This is a genomic window from Pseudomonas sp. MWU13-2100, from assembly GCF_023242365.1.
Lineage (GTDB): Bacteria > Pseudomonadota > Gammaproteobacteria > Pseudomonadales > Pseudomonadaceae > Aquipseudomonas.
Genome location: NZ_JALLIX010000042.1, coordinates 13,959 through 30,077, shown reverse-complemented (window position 1 = coordinate 30,077; position 16,119 = coordinate 13,959). Strand labels below are relative to the sequence as shown.

The 16,119-nt window shown below is 62.8% G+C and carries 16 protein-coding genes; 3 read left to right on the top strand and 13 right to left on the bottom strand.

Features of this window, described 5'->3' with window-relative positions:
- The 4 genes from arfA to leuS form a co-directional block, all read right to left on the bottom strand.
- Complete coding sequence (arfA, locus tag M5B99_RS23790; protein ID WP_100941520.1) at nt 1–162, bottom strand: alternative ribosome rescue factor ArfA; 162 nt, start codon at nt 160–162, stop codon at nt 1–3.
- A 222-nt stretch (nt 163–384) separates the two neighbouring features.
- The gene (holA, locus tag M5B99_RS23785) at nt 385–1,422 is read right to left on the bottom strand and encodes a DNA polymerase III subunit delta (RefSeq protein WP_248806356.1); all 1,038 of its coding nucleotides are present in this window, start codon (nt 1,420–1,422) and stop codon (nt 385–387) included.
- 40 nt (nt 1,423–1,462) lie between these two features.
- Entirely contained in the window at nt 1,463–2,068 is a 606-nt protein-coding gene (gene lptE, locus M5B99_RS23780; RefSeq protein WP_248806355.1) for an LPS assembly lipoprotein LptE, read from the bottom strand.
- A gap of 92 nt (nt 2,069–2,160) precedes the next feature.
- Nucleotides 2,161–4,767, bottom strand: a complete 2,607-nt coding sequence (leuS, locus tag M5B99_RS23775) for a leucine--tRNA ligase (RefSeq protein ID WP_248806354.1) — start codon at nt 4,765–4,767, stop codon at nt 2,161–2,163.
- 223 nt (nt 4,768–4,990) lie between these two features.
- On the opposite strand from leuS, the gene M5B99_RS23770 reads away from it, so the two are divergent.
- Together M5B99_RS23770 and M5B99_RS23765 are read left to right on the top strand one after the other, a co-directional pair.
- Nucleotides 4,991–5,308, top strand: a complete 318-nt coding sequence (locus tag M5B99_RS23770) for a hypothetical protein (RefSeq protein ID WP_248806353.1) — start codon at nt 4,991–4,993, stop codon at nt 5,306–5,308.
- Nucleotides 5,309–5,429: 121 nt separating this feature from the next.
- A complete protein-coding gene (locus M5B99_RS23765; RefSeq protein WP_248806352.1) occupies nt 5,430–6,191 on the top strand; it encodes a YdcF family protein in 762 nt (253 codons plus the stop codon).
- A 207-nt stretch (nt 6,192–6,398) separates the two neighbouring features.
- On the opposite strand, the gene lnt is transcribed toward M5B99_RS23765, so the two are convergent.
- The 5 genes from lnt to miaB all read right to left on the bottom strand — a co-directional run bounded on the left by lnt (nt 6,399) and on the right by miaB (nt 11,829).
- Complete coding sequence (gene lnt / locus M5B99_RS23760) at nt 6,399–7,922, bottom strand: apolipoprotein N-acyltransferase (RefSeq protein ID WP_248806351.1); 1,524 nt, start codon at nt 7,920–7,922, stop codon at nt 6,399–6,401.
- Nucleotides 7,923–7,930: 8 nt separating this feature from the next.
- Entirely contained in the window at nt 7,931–8,770 is an 840-nt protein-coding gene (locus M5B99_RS23755) for an HlyC/CorC family transporter (protein ID WP_248806350.1), read from the bottom strand.
- A 34-nt stretch (nt 8,771–8,804) separates the two neighbouring features.
- Nucleotides 8,805–9,263 (bottom strand): rRNA maturation RNase YbeY, encoded by a 459-nt coding sequence (gene ybeY, locus M5B99_RS23750; protein WP_248806349.1) that lies wholly within the window; start codon nt 9,261–9,263, stop codon nt 8,805–8,807.
- Entirely contained in the window at nt 9,256–10,257 is a 1,002-nt protein-coding gene (locus tag M5B99_RS23745; protein WP_248806348.1) for a PhoH family protein, read from the bottom strand. The genes ybeY and M5B99_RS23745 overlap by 8 nt, the downstream gene beginning before the upstream one ends.
- Before the next feature lie 243 nt (nt 10,258–10,500).
- A complete protein-coding gene (miaB, locus tag M5B99_RS23740) occupies nt 10,501–11,829 on the bottom strand; it encodes a tRNA (N6-isopentenyl adenosine(37)-C2)-methylthiotransferase MiaB (protein WP_248806347.1) in 1,329 nt (442 codons plus the stop codon).
- Between the two features lie 133 nt (nt 11,830–11,962).
- Here miaB and M5B99_RS23735 point away from each other — a divergent pair, with 133 nt between their 5' ends.
- Nucleotides 11,963–12,289, top strand: a complete 327-nt coding sequence (locus M5B99_RS23735) for a DUF1820 family protein (RefSeq protein ID WP_103495828.1) — start codon at nt 11,963–11,965, stop codon at nt 12,287–12,289.
- A gap of 168 nt (nt 12,290–12,457) precedes the next feature.
- On the opposite strand, the gene M5B99_RS23730 is transcribed toward M5B99_RS23735, so the two are convergent.
- From M5B99_RS23730 to M5B99_RS23715, 4 genes are all read right to left on the bottom strand, one after another.
- The gene (locus M5B99_RS23730) at nt 12,458–13,006 is read right to left on the bottom strand and encodes a tetratricopeptide repeat protein (protein WP_248806346.1); all 549 of its coding nucleotides are present in this window, start codon (nt 13,004–13,006) and stop codon (nt 12,458–12,460) included.
- A 226-nt stretch (nt 13,007–13,232) separates the two neighbouring features.
- Nucleotides 13,233–14,516, bottom strand: a complete 1,284-nt coding sequence (gene hemL / locus M5B99_RS23725) for a glutamate-1-semialdehyde 2,1-aminomutase (RefSeq protein WP_248806345.1) — start codon at nt 14,514–14,516, stop codon at nt 13,233–13,235.
- A gap of 17 nt (nt 14,517–14,533) precedes the next feature.
- A complete protein-coding gene (gene thiE, locus M5B99_RS23720; protein ID WP_248806344.1) occupies nt 14,534–15,157 on the bottom strand; it encodes a thiamine phosphate synthase in 624 nt (207 codons plus the stop codon).
- A gap of 35 nt (nt 15,158–15,192) precedes the next feature.
- Nucleotides 15,193–15,990 (bottom strand): hydroxymethylpyrimidine/phosphomethylpyrimidine kinase, encoded by a 798-nt coding sequence (locus M5B99_RS23715; RefSeq protein ID WP_248806343.1) that lies wholly within the window; start codon nt 15,988–15,990, stop codon nt 15,193–15,195.
- Nucleotides 15,991–16,119 lie beyond the last annotated feature (129 nt).

The following is a 16,119-nucleotide window of genomic DNA, read 5'->3' as shown; positions in this document are numbered from 1 at the left end:
TCAGGCCGCCAGAAAGTAAGAAGCCTCCCAGCTTTTAGACTGGAAGGCTTCGCGGCGGTAGCTGCCTTTGCCTTTCGCCGGTTGTTCCTGACGGCTGCGGAACAGTGGCTGGGCGATGATGGATTTGGCTTTATTGGGACGATGCCGGGACGGCTTGCTCATGGGCGTACACTCTTGAGGTGTGTTGAAGAGTGCGAATCATCGGGCAGATTTTTATCGTTGTCCAGTGGGGGCATTTGGCGATCATGGACCGCCCGCATGGGGTTGCCGAGAGGTTGCGGCGAAACGCCAACTTGTGGGAGCCAGCTTGCTGGCGATGGCGTCCGCGAGAACAGCACAAGGCTTGGCGGCCCCGTCGCTGGCAAGCCAGCGCCTACAGAGGGGCTATTGCGCCGGTAACGTCAAGCGTTGGCCGCACATCAACAGGCTCAGTCGGCTCAGGCTGCTCCATGGCGAGCCCGAGGCCTGTCCCTTGATCTGTGCGTCGATGTGCTGCGCGTCCAGCAACAACTGACTCCAGCGTTGCGCCGAATGCCGTTGCAGGGCCTTGCTCATCAGCGCCTTGCGCTTGTCCCAGACCGGTGGTCGGGCCTGGCTGAAGGCCTTGTCCAGCGGCACGCCCTGGCTGTATTGCAGCGACAGGTTGGCCAGCAGCCGCAGCTCCCGGGCCAGGGCCCAGAGGATCACCGGTGGCTCGACCCCTTCGCCCCGCAGCCCTTCGAGCATCCGCAGGGCATGGGCCGCTTCGCCGTTAAGCAGCGCATCCACCAGGCCAAAGACATCGAAACGTGCGCTGTCGGCCACGGCGGCCTGTACCGTTTCCAGGGTGATCTGCCCGCCCTCGGCCATCAACTTGAGCTTTTCGATTTCCTGGGCCGCCGCCAGCAGGTTGCCTTCGACCCGTGCGGCAATCAGTTCCACCGCATCCTGCTGGGCCGAAAGGCCGGCCTGGGACAGGCGCTGGCGAATCCACTGCGGCAACTGGGCGGCATCCACCGGCCAGATCTGGATGAACTGGGTGTCCTGGCCTTCGACCAGGGCCTTGCCCCACTTGGTCTTCTGCGCACTGCCATCGAGCTTGGGCAGGCTGATCAGCAACAGGGTGTCTTCGGCCGGACGCGAGCAGTATTCGATCAGTGCTGCGGCGCCCTTGTCCCCAGGCTTGCCCGAAGGCAAGCGCAGTTCCAGAAGGCGTTTTTCGGCGAACAGCGACATGCTGGCACCGGCTTGCAGCAGTGTGCCCCAGTCGAAGTTGGCGTCGGCGCTGAACACCTGGCGCTCGTCGAAACCTTGTTGGCGGGCGGCCGCGCGAATGGCGTCGGCCGCTTCCTGGCACAGCAGCGGATCGTCGCCGCTGATGACGTAGACCGGCGCAAGGCTGCCTTGCAGGTGTTTGGCGAGTTGGGCGGGGGCGAGCTTCATAGGCGGGCAAAGGCGGGGCACCGAGGGCGCCCCGACATGCTTACTGCTTCGGCAGTTGCAGCGGAGATTGCTGCGGTTGCGACGCTTCGTACTTGCGCGCGGCTTCCAGGGCGTCGGCATCGGCCTTGGCCTTGGCGTCGGCGGTCTGTTGCAGGGCGTCCAGTTGCGTCGGCGTCAGCAATTGCAGGCGTAGGACCATCTGTTGAATCAGGTCACGACGCATTTCCTTGCGCAGTTGGCCCGCTTCGGCGTCGCCGGCAGTGATGTTGTTGCCATCATGCACGTAGTACTTCTGCACTTGCAGCTTGCCGGTGAGCAGTTGCCGGTCGTGGTCGCCGCGGACCTCATAGTACAGCGCGGTATTGAGTTCGTACTCGGCGTTACGACCGGAGCCCGAATAGCTGGCGTCGCGCTGGGTTTCCTGTTCATCGGTCAGGACCAACTTGTAGGGCGCGCCGTTGTAGACTTTGACGCCGCTGTGCTCCAGTACCTGGGTCAACTGCTTGACCGTATCACCGTACGAGTTACGGGCGCTGACCGACAGTTCCTTGATGGTCAGTTCGTTGGTGCCGGTGCCGCGCAGCTGGAAGCCGCAGGCGCTCAACAGCACGGCGAGGCCCATTACCAGCAGATTGCGTTTGATCATCTTGTTGCTCCCCTTGAAACCCTGTGGGTCGACGGTGCGACCGCGGAAGTCTTGCAAGGCGCCTGCGGTAGCCGGCGCCCGATCCCATTAAGTTAGCTGGCGACGATATTGACCAGTTTGCCGGGCACGACGATCACTTTGCGAATCGTCAGGCCATCGGTGAAGCGCAGTACATTTTCGTTGACCCGTGCCGCCGCTTCGATTTCTTCACGGCTGGCGCTGGCCGGCATGTCGATCTGGCCGCGCAGCTTGCCGTTGACCTGGATCACCAGTTGCAAGCTGTCCTGAACCAGCGCGCTGTCATCCAGCACCGGCCAGCCGGCGTCGATGATGGCGCCGTCATGACCGAGGCGATGCCACAGCTCGTGGCTGATATGCGGGGTGATCGGCGCCAGCAGCAGGGCCACGGTTTCCAGGCCTTCCTGGACCAGCGCACGATCCTGCGCGGTACCTTGCGCAGCTTTTTCCAACACGTTCATCAGCGTCATCACCTGGGCAATGGCGGTGTTGAATTTGTGATGCTGGCCGACATCCTGGCTGGCTTGCTTGATCGCCAGGTGGATCGAACGGCGAATGGCTTTTTGCTCATCGTTCAGCGTCGCCAGTTCCAGCTTGCCCGGCAGGCCCTGGGTCACATGGGCCTGGGCCAGGCGCCAGACGCGCTTGAGGAAGCGGTGCGAGCCTTCGACGCCGGAGTCGGACCATTCCAGGCTCATGTCGGGCGGTGAGGCGAACATCATGAACAGGCGGCAGGTGTCGGCACCGTACTGCTCGATCATCGACTGTGGATCAACGCCGTTGTTCTTCGACTTGGCCATCTTCTCGGTGCCGCCGATTTCCACCGGCAGGCCATCGCTGATCAGCTTGGCGCCAATGATCTTGGCCTTGCTGTCGCGCTCGAGTTCGACATCCGCGGGGTTGAACCAAGTGTAGCCGCCGTTGGCTTCGCGGCGGTAGTAGGTCTCGGCGACCACCATGCCCTGGGTCAACAGGTTCTTGAACGGTTCGTTGGAACTGACCAGGCCTTCGTCGCGCATCAGCTTGTGGAAGAAGCGCGCGTAGAGCAAGTGCAGGATCGCGTGTTCGATACCGCCGATGTACTGGTCCACCGGCAGCCAGTGGTCGGCGGCTTTCGGGTCGACCAGACCACCCTCGTAGTGTGGCGAGGCGTAGCGGGCGTAGTACCAGGACGACTCGACGAAGGTGTCCATGGTGTCGGTTTCACGTTTGGCCGGCGCGCCGCATTTCGGGCAGTTGCATTCGTAGAACTCGGGCATGCGCGCCAGCGGCGAACCGGCGCCGTCCGGTACCACGTCTTCCGGCAACACCACCGGCAGTTGGTCTTCCGGGACCGGCACGTCACCGCAGCTGTCGCAGTGGATGATCGGGATCGGGCAGCCCCAGTAGCGCTGGCGGCTGATGCCCCAGTCGCGCAGGCGGAACTGGGTGCGCGAGGCACCGAGGTTTTTCTTGATCAGCGCGACTTCCATGGCGTCGAAGGCACCGGCGAAGTCCAGGCCGTCGAACTCGCCGGAGTTGATCAGGCTGCCGTGTTCGCCGTAGGCGTCTTGCCACGGAGCCGGGTTGGTATCGCCCGAACTGGTGCGCACCACCGACTTGATCGGCAGGTTGTATTTGTGGGCGAACTCGAAATCACGCTCGTCGTGGGCCGGTACGGCCATGACCGCGCCATCGCCGTAATGCATCAGCACGTAGTTGGCGACCCATACCGGCAGTTGCTCGCCGGTCAGCGGGTGCTCGACGAACAGGCCGGTCGGCAGGCCTTTCTTTTCCTGGGTGGCGACGTCGGCTTCGGCGACGCTGCCGCCTTTGCATTCAGCGATGAACGCTTGCAGCTCGGGGTTGTTGCGGGCGGCCAGGCTCGCCAGCGGGTGCTCGGCGGCCACGGCGACGTAGGTCGCGCCCATCAGGGTGTCCGGACGGGTGGTGAAGACTTTCAGGCTGCCGGCTTCGCCGATGGAGTCGACGTGGTACGGGAACTGCACTTCCATGCCGCGGGACTTGCCGATCCAGTTGCGCTGCATGGTCTTGACCTGCTCGGGCCAGCCCGGCAGTTCGTCGAGGCTTTCCAGCAGCTCATCGGCGTAGGCGGTGATCTTGAAGTAGTACATCGGGATTTCGCGCTTTTCGATCAGCGCGCCGGAACGCCAGCCGCGGCCGTCGATCACTTGCTCGTTGGCCAGTACGGTCTGGTCCACCGGGTCCCAGTTGACGGTGCCGTTCTTGCGGTAGATCACGCCTTTTTCGAACAGGCGGGTGAACAGCCATTGTTCCCAGCGGTAGTAATCCGGCTTGCAGGTGGTCACTTCGCGGGACCAGTCCACTGCCAGCCCCAGGCTGCGCAGCTGGGTCTTCATGTAGGCGATGTTTTCGTAGGTCCACTTGGCCGGTGCGACATTGTTCTTCATCGCGGCGTTTTCCGCCGGCATGCCGAAGGCGTCCCATCCCATGGGTTGCAGGACGTTCTTGCCTTGCATGCGCTGATAACGCGCGATCACGTCACCGATGGTGTAGTTGCGCACATGCCCCATGTGTAGCTTGCCGCTGGGGTAAGGGAACATCGACAGGCAGTAATAGGTCTCCTTGCCTGGCTGTTCACTGACTTCAAAGGACTTTTGCGCGTCCCAGAACGATTGGGCGGCGTTTTCGATTTCACGGGGCTGATAGTGTTCGTGCATGGCTACTTGTACTGGAAAGGGTGGCCTAATCCTCTTCAACGCATCCGTCAGGCGGTGCTGGAAGTGGAGTTACAGGAAGCGCCGTAGCATACATGACGCTGCTCTATCGAGGGAAACCCTGATTGCAGCGCCGCAGCCGTTGGTCGCGGCGGTCGGCTGGTTTGCCGGACACCGCTAAGCTTGGAAGAGGGGGAGTGATTCTTATCTTCAATGAGGTGAGCGGATGGTGGAGTCGCAGCGATATGTCATGAAACCTGAGTTGTATGAGCGTTTGATCGTCCGTCTGGGGAATGCCCTGGACGCAGCCAGCACGGCGGCGCGCTTGCGTGATGAGCGGCCTGCCGAGTTGGAGTTGCGTGGTTTGAGCCACGCCGAGTTCGAATTGATCAGGGCCTACCTGGATCTCAGTGGGCAGGATGTACCTGTGCCGCCTTCCGTTGTGGAGCACAAGGTGCCACCCCGTTCGGCCGAGATCATCTGGTTGAAAGACAAAATGCCCAATCCCGGTTCGGCGAAGTTCAAGTCCGCGGGGGGCAAGTAAGGTTCGCCCAGCGGTATGCTGTTTCCTGTCGCTAACCTGGCTTCGATTTGAAGTCATTGTTCCAGAGGTTGTTGATTGACCCCGATGCACTTAGGCTTCGGGCATCTACTGGAGATGCCCGATGCCTGTTCGTTACATCCTTAAACAATTGCTCCTGCCGCCCGGCCTTCTGTTGCTCTTGCTGCTGTTTGCCTGGTGGTTTCGGCGCACTCGCCCGCGCCTGGCCGGGCTGTGCTTTGCCCTCGGCCTGGGCGGGTTCTGGTTGATGAGCCTGCCGGTGGTGGTGGAATGGAGCGCGCGGGCGCTGGAGACGGTGCCCCCGCTTGAGCGCAGTGAGTGGGCGGGATTGGCGCAGCGGGCCGACGCCATTGTGGTGTTGGGCTCGGGACGTGAGCGCGGTGATTCGGCGTGGGGCGACGATCAACCAACCGGCATCGGCCTGGAGCGCCAGCGCTATGCGGCGCGCCTGGCCAAGGCTTCAGGGCTGCCGGTGCTGACCAGTGGCGGTTTGCACTACGGTACGCCGCCGAGTGAGGCGGCGTTGATGGCGGCGTCGATGAAGAGTGATTTCGACGTGACGGTACGCTGGCAGGAAGGGCGTAGCACCACGACCTGGGAAAATGCCCAATTCAGTTATGAGCTGCTGGCGCCGCTGGGTATCAAGCGGGTGGTGCTGGTGACCCATGCCGCGCATATGCCGCGTTCGGTGTGGAGTTTCGAGAAGGCCGGTTTTACCGTGGTGCCGGCGCCGGTGGGGTTTTACGGACGGGACAACTCGAGCCCGTTGGGCGGCTGGATGCCGGAGTTCAAGGCAATCTGGCGTAGCGGGCACTTGATCAATGAGGCGGTGGGGCAGGTGGGTTACCGGCTGTTCTACCGCTAGACCAGGACGGGACACAAATGTGTGTCGTAGGCGCTATTTTGTGGCGAGGGAGCTTGCCCCCGTTCGGCTGCGAAGCTGTCGTAAAACCGATCACCGTGTTCTGGCTGTTCCACCGCGCTCACTGGTTTCAGGGCCGCTTCGCGCCCCAGAGCGGCGGTGCGGCGTCCCGACAAGCCCGCTCGCCACAAGTGTGGGCTACCTCTTAAGCTACACCGTCTTGGCGATACGGCTGGCCAGCAAGGCCCAGCCGAACAGCAAGCCACATAGAATGATCAACGGCCACGAACGCCAGTGCAGGTACGGCGTCAGGTCGTGCATCGGGACCACTTCGCCATACAGGATGCCCTGTTCGAACTGTGGAATCCGCGTGGTGATCTCGCCGAATGGGTTGATCAGCCCGGTGACACCGTTGTTGGTGGCCCGAATCATCCAGCGGCCGGCTTCCAGCGCGCGCATCTGGGCCATTTGCAGATGCTGCAAGGGACCGATCGAGCTGCCGAACCAGGTGTCGTTGCTGATGGTCAGCAGCAGGTCGCTGCGCGCCGAGAGGCTGGCGGCGAACTCCGGGTAGACCACTTCGTAGCAGATGAACGGGGCGATCTGGTAACCCTTGGCTTGCAGCAACGGCTGGTCGGCCGGGCCGCGGGCGAAGTCGGACATCGGCAGGTTGAAGAAGTCGATCAGCCCGCGCAGCAGCTCCTGCAACGGCACGTATTCACCAAAGGGCACCAGCTTCTGCTTCAGGTAGGTGCCATCGCCTTCACCGGTTACGGTGATGCCGTTGTAATAGCGCTTTTGGTTGTTCACCACCTGGCGGATTGGTACGCCGGTGATCAGCGCCGACCGCCGGTCCGCGGCAAAGCGGCCCATCATCGCCAGGTAGCCTTCGGCCGATTCCTTCAGTACCGGCACGGCGGTTTCCGGCCAGACCAGCAGGTCCACGCGTTTGGAACGGAAACTCATGTCACGGTACAGCGCCAGTTGGGCGTCGATCTGCGTAGGATCCCACTTCATGCTCTGTTCGATATTGCCCTGGATCGCCGCCACTGTCAGCGGCTCGCCCGAAGGACTGGTCCAGGCGTGATGCTTGAGTGCGATCCCGACTGCCCAGGGACCGACCAACAACGCTGCACCCAGGACGATAAAAGCCTTGCGCCCGGCCTTGAACAAGCGGCGGGCGTTGTACAGCAGCGCGGCGGTCAGGGCCAGGGTGAAGGAAATCAGCCAGATCCCACCCAGCGGCGCGAGACCCGCCAGCGGGCCGTCGAGTTGGCTGTAACCGGAATAGAGCCAGGGGAAACCGGTCAGGAACCAACCGCGAAAGGCTTCCTGGCCCACCCACAAGGCGGCGAAGGCCAGGGCGTCGGCCAGCGGCGCTTCGTTGCGGCGTATCCAGCGCGCCCAGAGCCAGGCGGGCAGGGCGAAGAACCAGGCAATTGCAGCGGTGAACGCCAGCATCAGGAAACCCGCCAGCAACACCGAAGCATCGCCGTAGGTATGGATGCTTACGTAGATCCAGCTGGTGCCGGCGCCGAACAGGCCGAACCCGAAGCACCAGCCGCGCCCCAGCGCCTGGCGCGGCGACAGCTCGCGCAGGCCGGCGTAGAACACGCCCACCGCCAGCAACGCCAAGGGCCAGATATCGTACGGTGCCAGGGCCAGGGTGGTCAGTGCGCCGGCCACCACGGCCAGCAGATTACCGGGCCAGCCGGGGCGGGTTAAGCGCAGCATGTCAGTCCTTAGCGGCTAATGGGGGTCAGGCGGATCAGGTGGATGCGACGGCTGTCGGCATTCAGGATGCGGAAACGATACGCGCCGATTTCGGTGATTTCATTACGCTTGGGCAAGTGCCCGAACGCACTCATCACCAGGCCGCCGACGGTGTCGAATTCATCATCGGAGAATTCGCTGTCGAAGAACTCGTTGAAGTTCTCGATCGGCGTCAGCGCCTTGATCAGGAAGTCGCCGCTGGGCAGGGGCTTGATGTAGCTGTCTTCCTCGACGTCGTGCTCGTCCTCGATATCGCCGACGATCTGTTCCAGCACGTCCTCGATGGTCACCAGGCCTGCCACGCCGCCGTATTCGTCGATGACGATGGCCATGTGATTATGGTTGGCGCGGAACTCGCGCAACAACACGTTCAGGCGCTTGGACTCGGGGACGAAGGTCGCCGGGCGCAGCAGGTCCTTGATGTTGAAGGTGTCGCCGTTTTCCTGCAGCACCAGCGGCAACAGGTCCTTGGCCAGCAACACACCCATGACATCGTCATGGCTTTCGCCGATCACCGGGTAGCGCGAGTGCGCGGCGTTGATGACCGCCGGGAGGAATTCGCGGGGGGTCTGGGTCGCCTTGATGCTGATCATCTGCGAGCGCGGGACCATGATGTCCCGGACTTGCAGGTCAGCGACCTGGATGGCGCCCTCGACGATGGCCAGCGCTTCGCTGTCCAGCAACTTGTTCTGGTGGGCTTCGCGCAGCAGCTCCAGCAGCTCCTGACGGTTTTTCGGCTCATGGGCAAAAGCCTGGGTCAGTTTACCCAGCCAGGACTTCTGCCCGTTGCTCGATCGATCTTCGCTCATAGCGATTTACTCGTATCCCTTGGTGGTGGAATGATCAGTGTTCGTCATCGATATAAGGGTCGGGATGACCCAATTCGGCAAGCAACGTTCGTTCCAGTGCTTCCATTTCCTCGGCTTCCTCGTCATCTATGTGGTCGTAGCCCAATAGATGCAGGCAGCCGTGAATGACCAGATGGGCCCAATGGGCTTCCAGTGCCTTGCCTTGTTCGCTGGCTTCGCGCGTGACCACCGGAATGCAGATCACCAGGTCGCCCAGCAGCGGGATATCCAGCAATTCGTCCGGGACGTCGGCGGGAAAGGACAGCACGTTGGTCGCGTAGTCCTTGTGCCGCCAGGTGTGGTTGAGTTCACGGCCCTCGGCTTCATCCACCAGGCGGATGGTCAGCTCGGAATCGGCCGTGCGCTGGCGCAGGGCCAGTTCGCACCAGCGGCGAAACTCGGCGTCGGTCGGTGCGGGGGCGTCAGAGGCCCGTTGCAGATCAAGCTCAAGCATCGCGGCGGGCACCTTGGGTGTCTGCGTCGGCACTGTTCTCAAAGCGCTCGTAGGCTTCGACAATCCGCTGCACCAACGGGTGGCGGACCACGTCCTTGGGCATGAAATGGGTGAAGCTGATGCCCGGTACGTCCTTGAGGACCTTGATCACGTGGGCCAACCCGGATTTCGTGCCCTTGGGCAGGTCGACCTGGGTGATATCGCCGGTGATCACCGCCGTGGAGCCGAAACCGATTCGGGTCAGGAACATTTTCATCTGTTCAACGGTGGTGTTCTGGCTTTCGTCGAGGATGATAAAGCTGTTGTTCAGGGTCCGACCGCGCATGTAGGCCAGCGGCGCGACCTCGATGACCTGACGTTCGATCAGCTTGGCCACGTATTCGAAGCCGAGCATTTCATACAGCGCGTCGTAGAGCGGGCGCAGGTACGGGTCGATTTTTTGGGCCAGGTCGCCGGGCAGGAAGCCAAGCTTTTCACCGGCTTCGACCGCCGGACGCACCAGCAGGATACGGCGTATCTGCTCGCGCTCCAGCGCGTCCACGGCGCAGGCCACGGCGAGGTAGGTCTTGCCGGTACCCGCCGGGCCGATGCCGAAGTTGATGTCGTTGCCGAGGATTTCCTTCACGTAGAGCTGCTGATTCAGGCCTCGGGGGCGAATCATGCCTTTCTTGGTGCGCAGCGCCACGCTGGCTTCGGCCACCGGGTTGTTGCGCAGGTCTTCGGCACTCGATTCCTGCAGGAACAGGTGGACCATGTCCGGCGACAGCTCGGTACCCTTGGTTTCCCGGTACAGGCGGCGCAGCAGGTTTTCCGCGGAGGAGGTGAGCTTGGGTTCGCCGATCAGTTCGAACTGATTGCCGCGATTGCGGATCTCGATGGTCAGGCGCTGTTCGATCAAGCGCAAGTGCTCGTCGAACTGCCCGCACAGATTGGCGAAGCGGCGAGCCTCGAAAGGCTCGAGGATGAAACGATGAGGTTCGATGGGTGCGTTCAAGGTCGTTTTTAGCCGCCCGACGGCAATTGAGATGAAATCAAGGATAACGCTAGCAGCCCGGGGGTGAAAGCTCTTATGAGCGCTGAATGTCCCCTGTGGCGAGGGGGCTTGCCCCCGTTCGGCTGCGCAGCAGTCGTAAAACCGGCTACCTCGGTCTGCCTGATGCACCGGATTCGCCGGTTTTGGGGCCGCTTCGCAGCCCAGCGCGGGCAAGCCCGCTCGCCACAGCAGCCCGGGAGGGCTTCATTGCAGCATCGAGCCGCGCAGTGAGTGCGGTTGCGCCGCATCGATACGCACGTCGATAAACTGCCCGATCTGCTGGGGATTGTCGCAGCGGAAGTTGACGATACGATTATTCTCGGTGCGGCCCTGCAGTTCTCCAGGGTCTTTTTTCGAATAATCGGTCACCAGGATGCGCTGGATCGTACCCACCATTTGTCGGCTGATCTCGAATCCCTGCTGGTTCAGGCGATGTTGCAGGGCGTTGAGGCGCTCTTTCTTTACCGCTTCCGGGGTTTCGTCCGGTAAATCCGCCGCAGGCGTGCCGGGGCGCTGGCTATAGACGAAGGAATAGGAGAAGTCGAAACCGACGTCTTCGATCAGCTTCATGGTCTGCTGGAAGTCTTTCTCGGTTTCACCGGGGAAGCCGACGATAAAGTCCGAGCTGATGCAGATACCCGGCACGGCGGCGCGCAACTTGCGCAGCTTGGACTTGTATTCCAGCGCCGTATGGTTGCGTTTCATCGCCGAAAGGATCCGGTCCGAGCCCGATTGCACCGGCAGGTGCAGGTGCTTGACCAGTTGCGGGACCTCGGCGTGGGCCAGGATCAGGCTGTCGGAGAATTCCAGCGGGTGCGAAGTGGTGTAGCGGATCCGCTCGATACCATCGACGGCGGCGACCACGCGGATCAGCTCCGCCAGGTCCGCCAGGCGACCGTCATGGGTGGTGCCGCGATAGCCGTTGACGTTCTGCCCCAGCAGGGTCACTTCGCGCACGCCATGTTCGGCCAGGTGGATGATCTCGGCGATCACATCGTCGAACGGCCGGCTGACTTCTTCGCCCCGGGTGTAGGGCACCACGCAGAAGGTGCAGTACTTGCTGCAACCTTCCATCACCGAGACATAGGCGCTCGGGCCATCGATGCGCGGTTCGGGCAGGTGGTCGAACTTTTCGATTTCCGGGAACGACACGTCCACCTGCGGCAGTCTGGTCAGGCGCGCGGCATCGATCATTTCCGGCAGGCGGTGCAGGGTCTGCGGGCCGAAGACCACGTCGACATAGGGCGCGCGGTCGCGAATGGCGGCGCCTTCCTGGCTGGCGACGCAGCCGCCGACGGCAATCACCATCTCCGGGTTCGCCAGTTTCAGTTCGCGCCAGCGGCCCAGCTGGGAGTAGACCCGGTCCTGGGCGCGCTCGCGGATCGAGCAGGTGTTGAGCAGGATGACATCCGCGTCTTCGGCGCGGGCGGTGACTTCCAGGGCCTGGTGTTCGCCCAGCAGGTCGACCATGCGCGAGCTGTCATACTCGTTCATCTGGCAGCCGTGGGTTTCGATGTAAAGCTTCTTGGCCATGGAGATTCATCAATGTGGTTCAAAGAACCGCGCATTATAGTGGTCATCGCGCTTGCTTCCTAGCGCTGTGCGTTCGGCGGCTATGCTATAGTTCGCGCCCTCTTTTTATCCCCCGATGTGTTGCCCGCCCACCATGACCAAACGTGAAGCCCCCATCTACAAGGTGATTTTCCTCAATCAGGGCCAGGTGTTCGAAATGTACGCCAAGCAGATCTATCAGAGCGATCTGTGGGGCTTCCTGGAAGTCGAAGAATTTGTCTTTGGCGAGCGCACGCAACTGGTGGTCGATCCCGGCGAGGAAAAGCTCAAGGCCCAGTTCGAAGGCGTGGTGCGCAGTTTCGTGCCGATGCATTCGATCGTGCGGATCGACGAGGTCGAGCGCCTGGGTACGCCGAAGATCAGCGAGGCGCGCGGCATGAGCAATGTGATGCCGTTCCCGATGCCGATGCCCGATAAATAAAAAGCCTGGGAGTTTTGTGCTGCCCTTCAGGGCCTCTTCGCGGGCAAGCACCGCTCCCACAATGCCCTGAGTCGAGCTCTGATTTTGTGCGCTGCCGCAAACACCGTGGGAGCGGTGCTTGCCGGGACGCCGGACCGCCGCGAAGAGGCCGGTCCAGACGCTACAGATTCAGGGAAGAGGTGAAAACGGCGTACGGCCGTCAACCGTCTGCAATTCCAGCAGGTATTTGCGGAAGATCTGCCCCAGCACCTGGGTTGCCATCTCCAGCTGGTCACGGGGCATCTGCGCCGCGACCTCATCCGCCGTGTCCAGTGCATCCTCCGCACCGTTGACCGCCGCCATCTTCAGCACGATATAGGCCTGGACGTTATTGGCGGGCACCCCTTCACCCTTGTAGAACATGGTGCCGAGTTGGAACTGTGCCTGGGCGTGACCTTGCAGGGAAGCCTGTTCGAAGTAGCTGAGGGCTTTGTTGAGGTCGTGTTGCGGGTTTTTCTCGTCGTGATAGAACGCGCCCAACTCATATTGTGCTTGCGCATCGCCACTCTTCGCGGCTTCTTCGCAGGCGGCCAGGGCCTCGGCGAGGTCCTGTGGCTGGGAGTTGAGGGTGCAACGGCCCATCGCCGGGATCAACAACGAGTTACCGCCTGCATAGGCCAGCAGCGGCTGAAGGAGCAACAGGCAGCCCAATGCAAGGGCGCGGCCGGTGCGGTTCATGGGAATCGACGTACCTCTGAAGGGCGGGCGGACCCGGCCAGGGGATGACTATGGCGCGCATTATGAAATAAGCGGGGGCCACCTTACAAAGTCTTTACTCGTTTTTCTGCTGCACGGGCGCTATATGGCCTTGTTTTGCAAGTATCTGGACAGAGGATGGTAGGAAACGTGGGGGAGTTTAAGCGGGAAAACCGACGCCAGCTGAAACCGGCGTCGGGGACATCGGTTACTTCAGTGCGGCAAAAGCCTTTTCAGCTGCATCCAAAGTCAGTTTCAACTCGGTTTCGCCATGGGCAATGGACGTGAAGCCGGCTTCGAAGGCGCTCGGCGCCAGGTACACGCCGCCGTCGAGCATCAGGTGGAAGAAGCGCTTGAAGCGTTCGGCATCGCTGGACATCACGTCGTCGAAGGTGACGATATCGTCGGCACCGCTGAAGTACAGGCCGAACATGCCGCCGGCCTGGGTGGTCACGAACGGAATGCCCGCCGCATCGGCGCGTTCTTGCAGGCCCTGGAGCAGGCGGCTGGTGTAGTCGCTCAACTCGGCGTGGAAGCCCGGGCGGCTGATCAGGCGCAGGGTCGTCAGGCCGGCGGCCATGGCCAGCGGGTTGCCGGACAAGGTTCCGGCCTGATAGACCGGGCCCAGCGGGGCGATGCAGGACATGATCTCGCGCTTGCCGCCGAAGCAGCCCACCGGCATGCCGCCGCCGATGATCTTGCCGAAGGTGCTCAGGTCCGGCGTGACGCCATAGTGGGCCTGGGCGCCGCCGAGGGCAACGCGGAAACCGGTCATCACTTCGTCGAAGATCAGCACCACGCCGTGCTGGTCGCACAGGGTCCGCAGGCCGGCGAGGAAACCCGGTGCCGGCGGCACGCAGTTCATATTGCCGGCCACCGGCTCGACGATGATGCAGGCGACTTGCTGGCCGACTTCGCCAAGCATCTTCGCCACTGCGTCGATGTCGTTGAACGGCAGGGTCAGAGTGTGTTTGGCGAAGTCCGCCGGGACGCCGGCCGAGCTCGGTACACCCTGGGTCAGTGCGCCGGAGCCGGCCTTGACCAGCAGGCTGTCGGAGTGGCCGTGGTAGCAGCCTTCGAACTTGATGATGCTGTCGCGGCCGGTGAAACCACGGGCCAGGCGGATGGCGCTCATGGTGGCTTCGGTGCCGGAACTGACCATGCGGACCATTTCCATCGACGGCACGATCGAGCAGACCAGGTCGGCCATCTCGGTCTCCATGGCGGTCGGCGCGCCATAGGACAAACCGTGCTCCAGCTGCTTGCGCACGGCGTCGAGCACGTCCGGGTGGCTGTGGCCGAGGATCATCGGGCCCCAGGAGCCGACGTAGTCGACATAACGCTTGTCGTCTTCGTCGGTGACGTAGGCGCCTTCGGCGTGCTTGAAGAACAACGGGGTGCCGCCGACGCTCTTGAACGCGCGAACCGGCGAGTTGACGCCGCCGGGGATGTGTTTCTGGGCACTGGCAAACAGGGTTTCGGAACGAGACATGGGCGGGCTCTCAGGAGTCATGAAGTGAAGAGGGCGTTGAAGGCTTGGGCGCGGCGGGTCACTTCCCGGGTGCTGTCGGCACCGAACAGACCATGGATCACGGCCAGCAGGTCGGCACCGTGGGCCACCAGCGCAGCGGCATTGTCCAGGGTGATGCCGCCGATCACCGCGATCGGCAGTTGCAGCCGTGGACGGGCGCGTTCCAGCAGCGCCACGTCGGCGGCCGGTGCGCCGGGCTTGGTGTTGGAGTTGAAGAAGCGCCCAAAGGCGACATAGCTGGCACCTTCCCGGGCTGCCTGTTCGGCGAGCTCAAGCTGCGCGTGGCAGGTGGAGCCGATGATGGCCCGGCTGCCAAGCAGCGCGCGGGCCGGTGTCAGCGGGCCGTCGGTCTGCCCCAGGTGTACGCCGACCCCCAGCCGCGCCGCCAGCTCAGCGTCGTCGTTGATGATCAGGCGGGTCTTGTAGCGTTCGCAGAGCACTCGCAAGGCCTCGGCCTCCCGCAGGCGGCGGGCCTCGTCGGTGCTTTTGTCGCGGTACTGCAACAAGGTCACGCCGCCATCCAGTGCCGCCTCGACATAAGACAGGAACTTACCGGCCAGCAACTGGCTGTCGGTGATGGCATACAGGCCGCGTAGTTTCATCGGGTCAGCCTCGGGGTGTTGGGTAGCGCTGAAAGTTACGAGCAGAAATCCAGGGGCAGGCGTCGGGGTACGAACTGGCCCTTGCCCAGTTGCTCGGCATCGCGCAAGGTCCGCCAGGTGTAGTTCAGCGCGGTCTGTACGGCGCTGACCAGGTTTTCGCCCAGGGCCAGGCGTCCGGCGAGGGTGCTCGCCAGGGTGCAGCCGGAGCCGTGATAGCTGCCGGGCAGGCGCTGGCATTTGAAGGTCTGGCGGGTGCCGTCGCGGCTGTACAGGCGGTTGTGGATTTCGTCTTCATCGCCATGTCCGCCGGTGATCAGCAGGTGTTGGCAGAACGGCAGGAGTTTTTCCGCGCATTCGTCGGCGCTGCCCTCGGGCAATTCGGCGAGGATGCGCGCTTCCGGGAGGTTGGGGGTGGCAATGGTCGCCAGTGGCAGCAGGCGTTCGCGCATGGCATAGCCGACTTCGTCCTTGCCCAGGCGTCCGCCGCCGCCGGCGCGCAGCACCGGGTCGCAGACCAGCGGCAGGTGCGGATGCGCCAGGAGCAGTTCGACCACGGTGTCGACCATTTCCAGGGAGCCGAGCATGCCCAGCTTGACGGCCGCCACGGTCGAGTCGTTGAGCACGGCATTGGCCTGGGCCAACACCCACTCACGGTCGAGCACGCGGAAGTCGCTGACGTTTACCGTGTCTTGCACGGTCAACGCGGTCACCGCGGGAGCGGCATGGCAACCCTGGGCGAGCAGGGCTTCGATATCTGCCTGGAGGCCGGCACCACCACTGGGATCGTGGCCGGACAGACAGAGGACAACGGGACGGGAGCTGTAGGTATTCATGGAGCGCGAGCTTACCACCAAACGCTTTTTTCGGGAGTGCCCGCCGGGCGTTGAATGTCAGCCCTGAAGCTTTTCAAAATGCGGCCGATAACCCCTCGTTATAGGGCGCGTTCTTGCGCTGGGACGCCC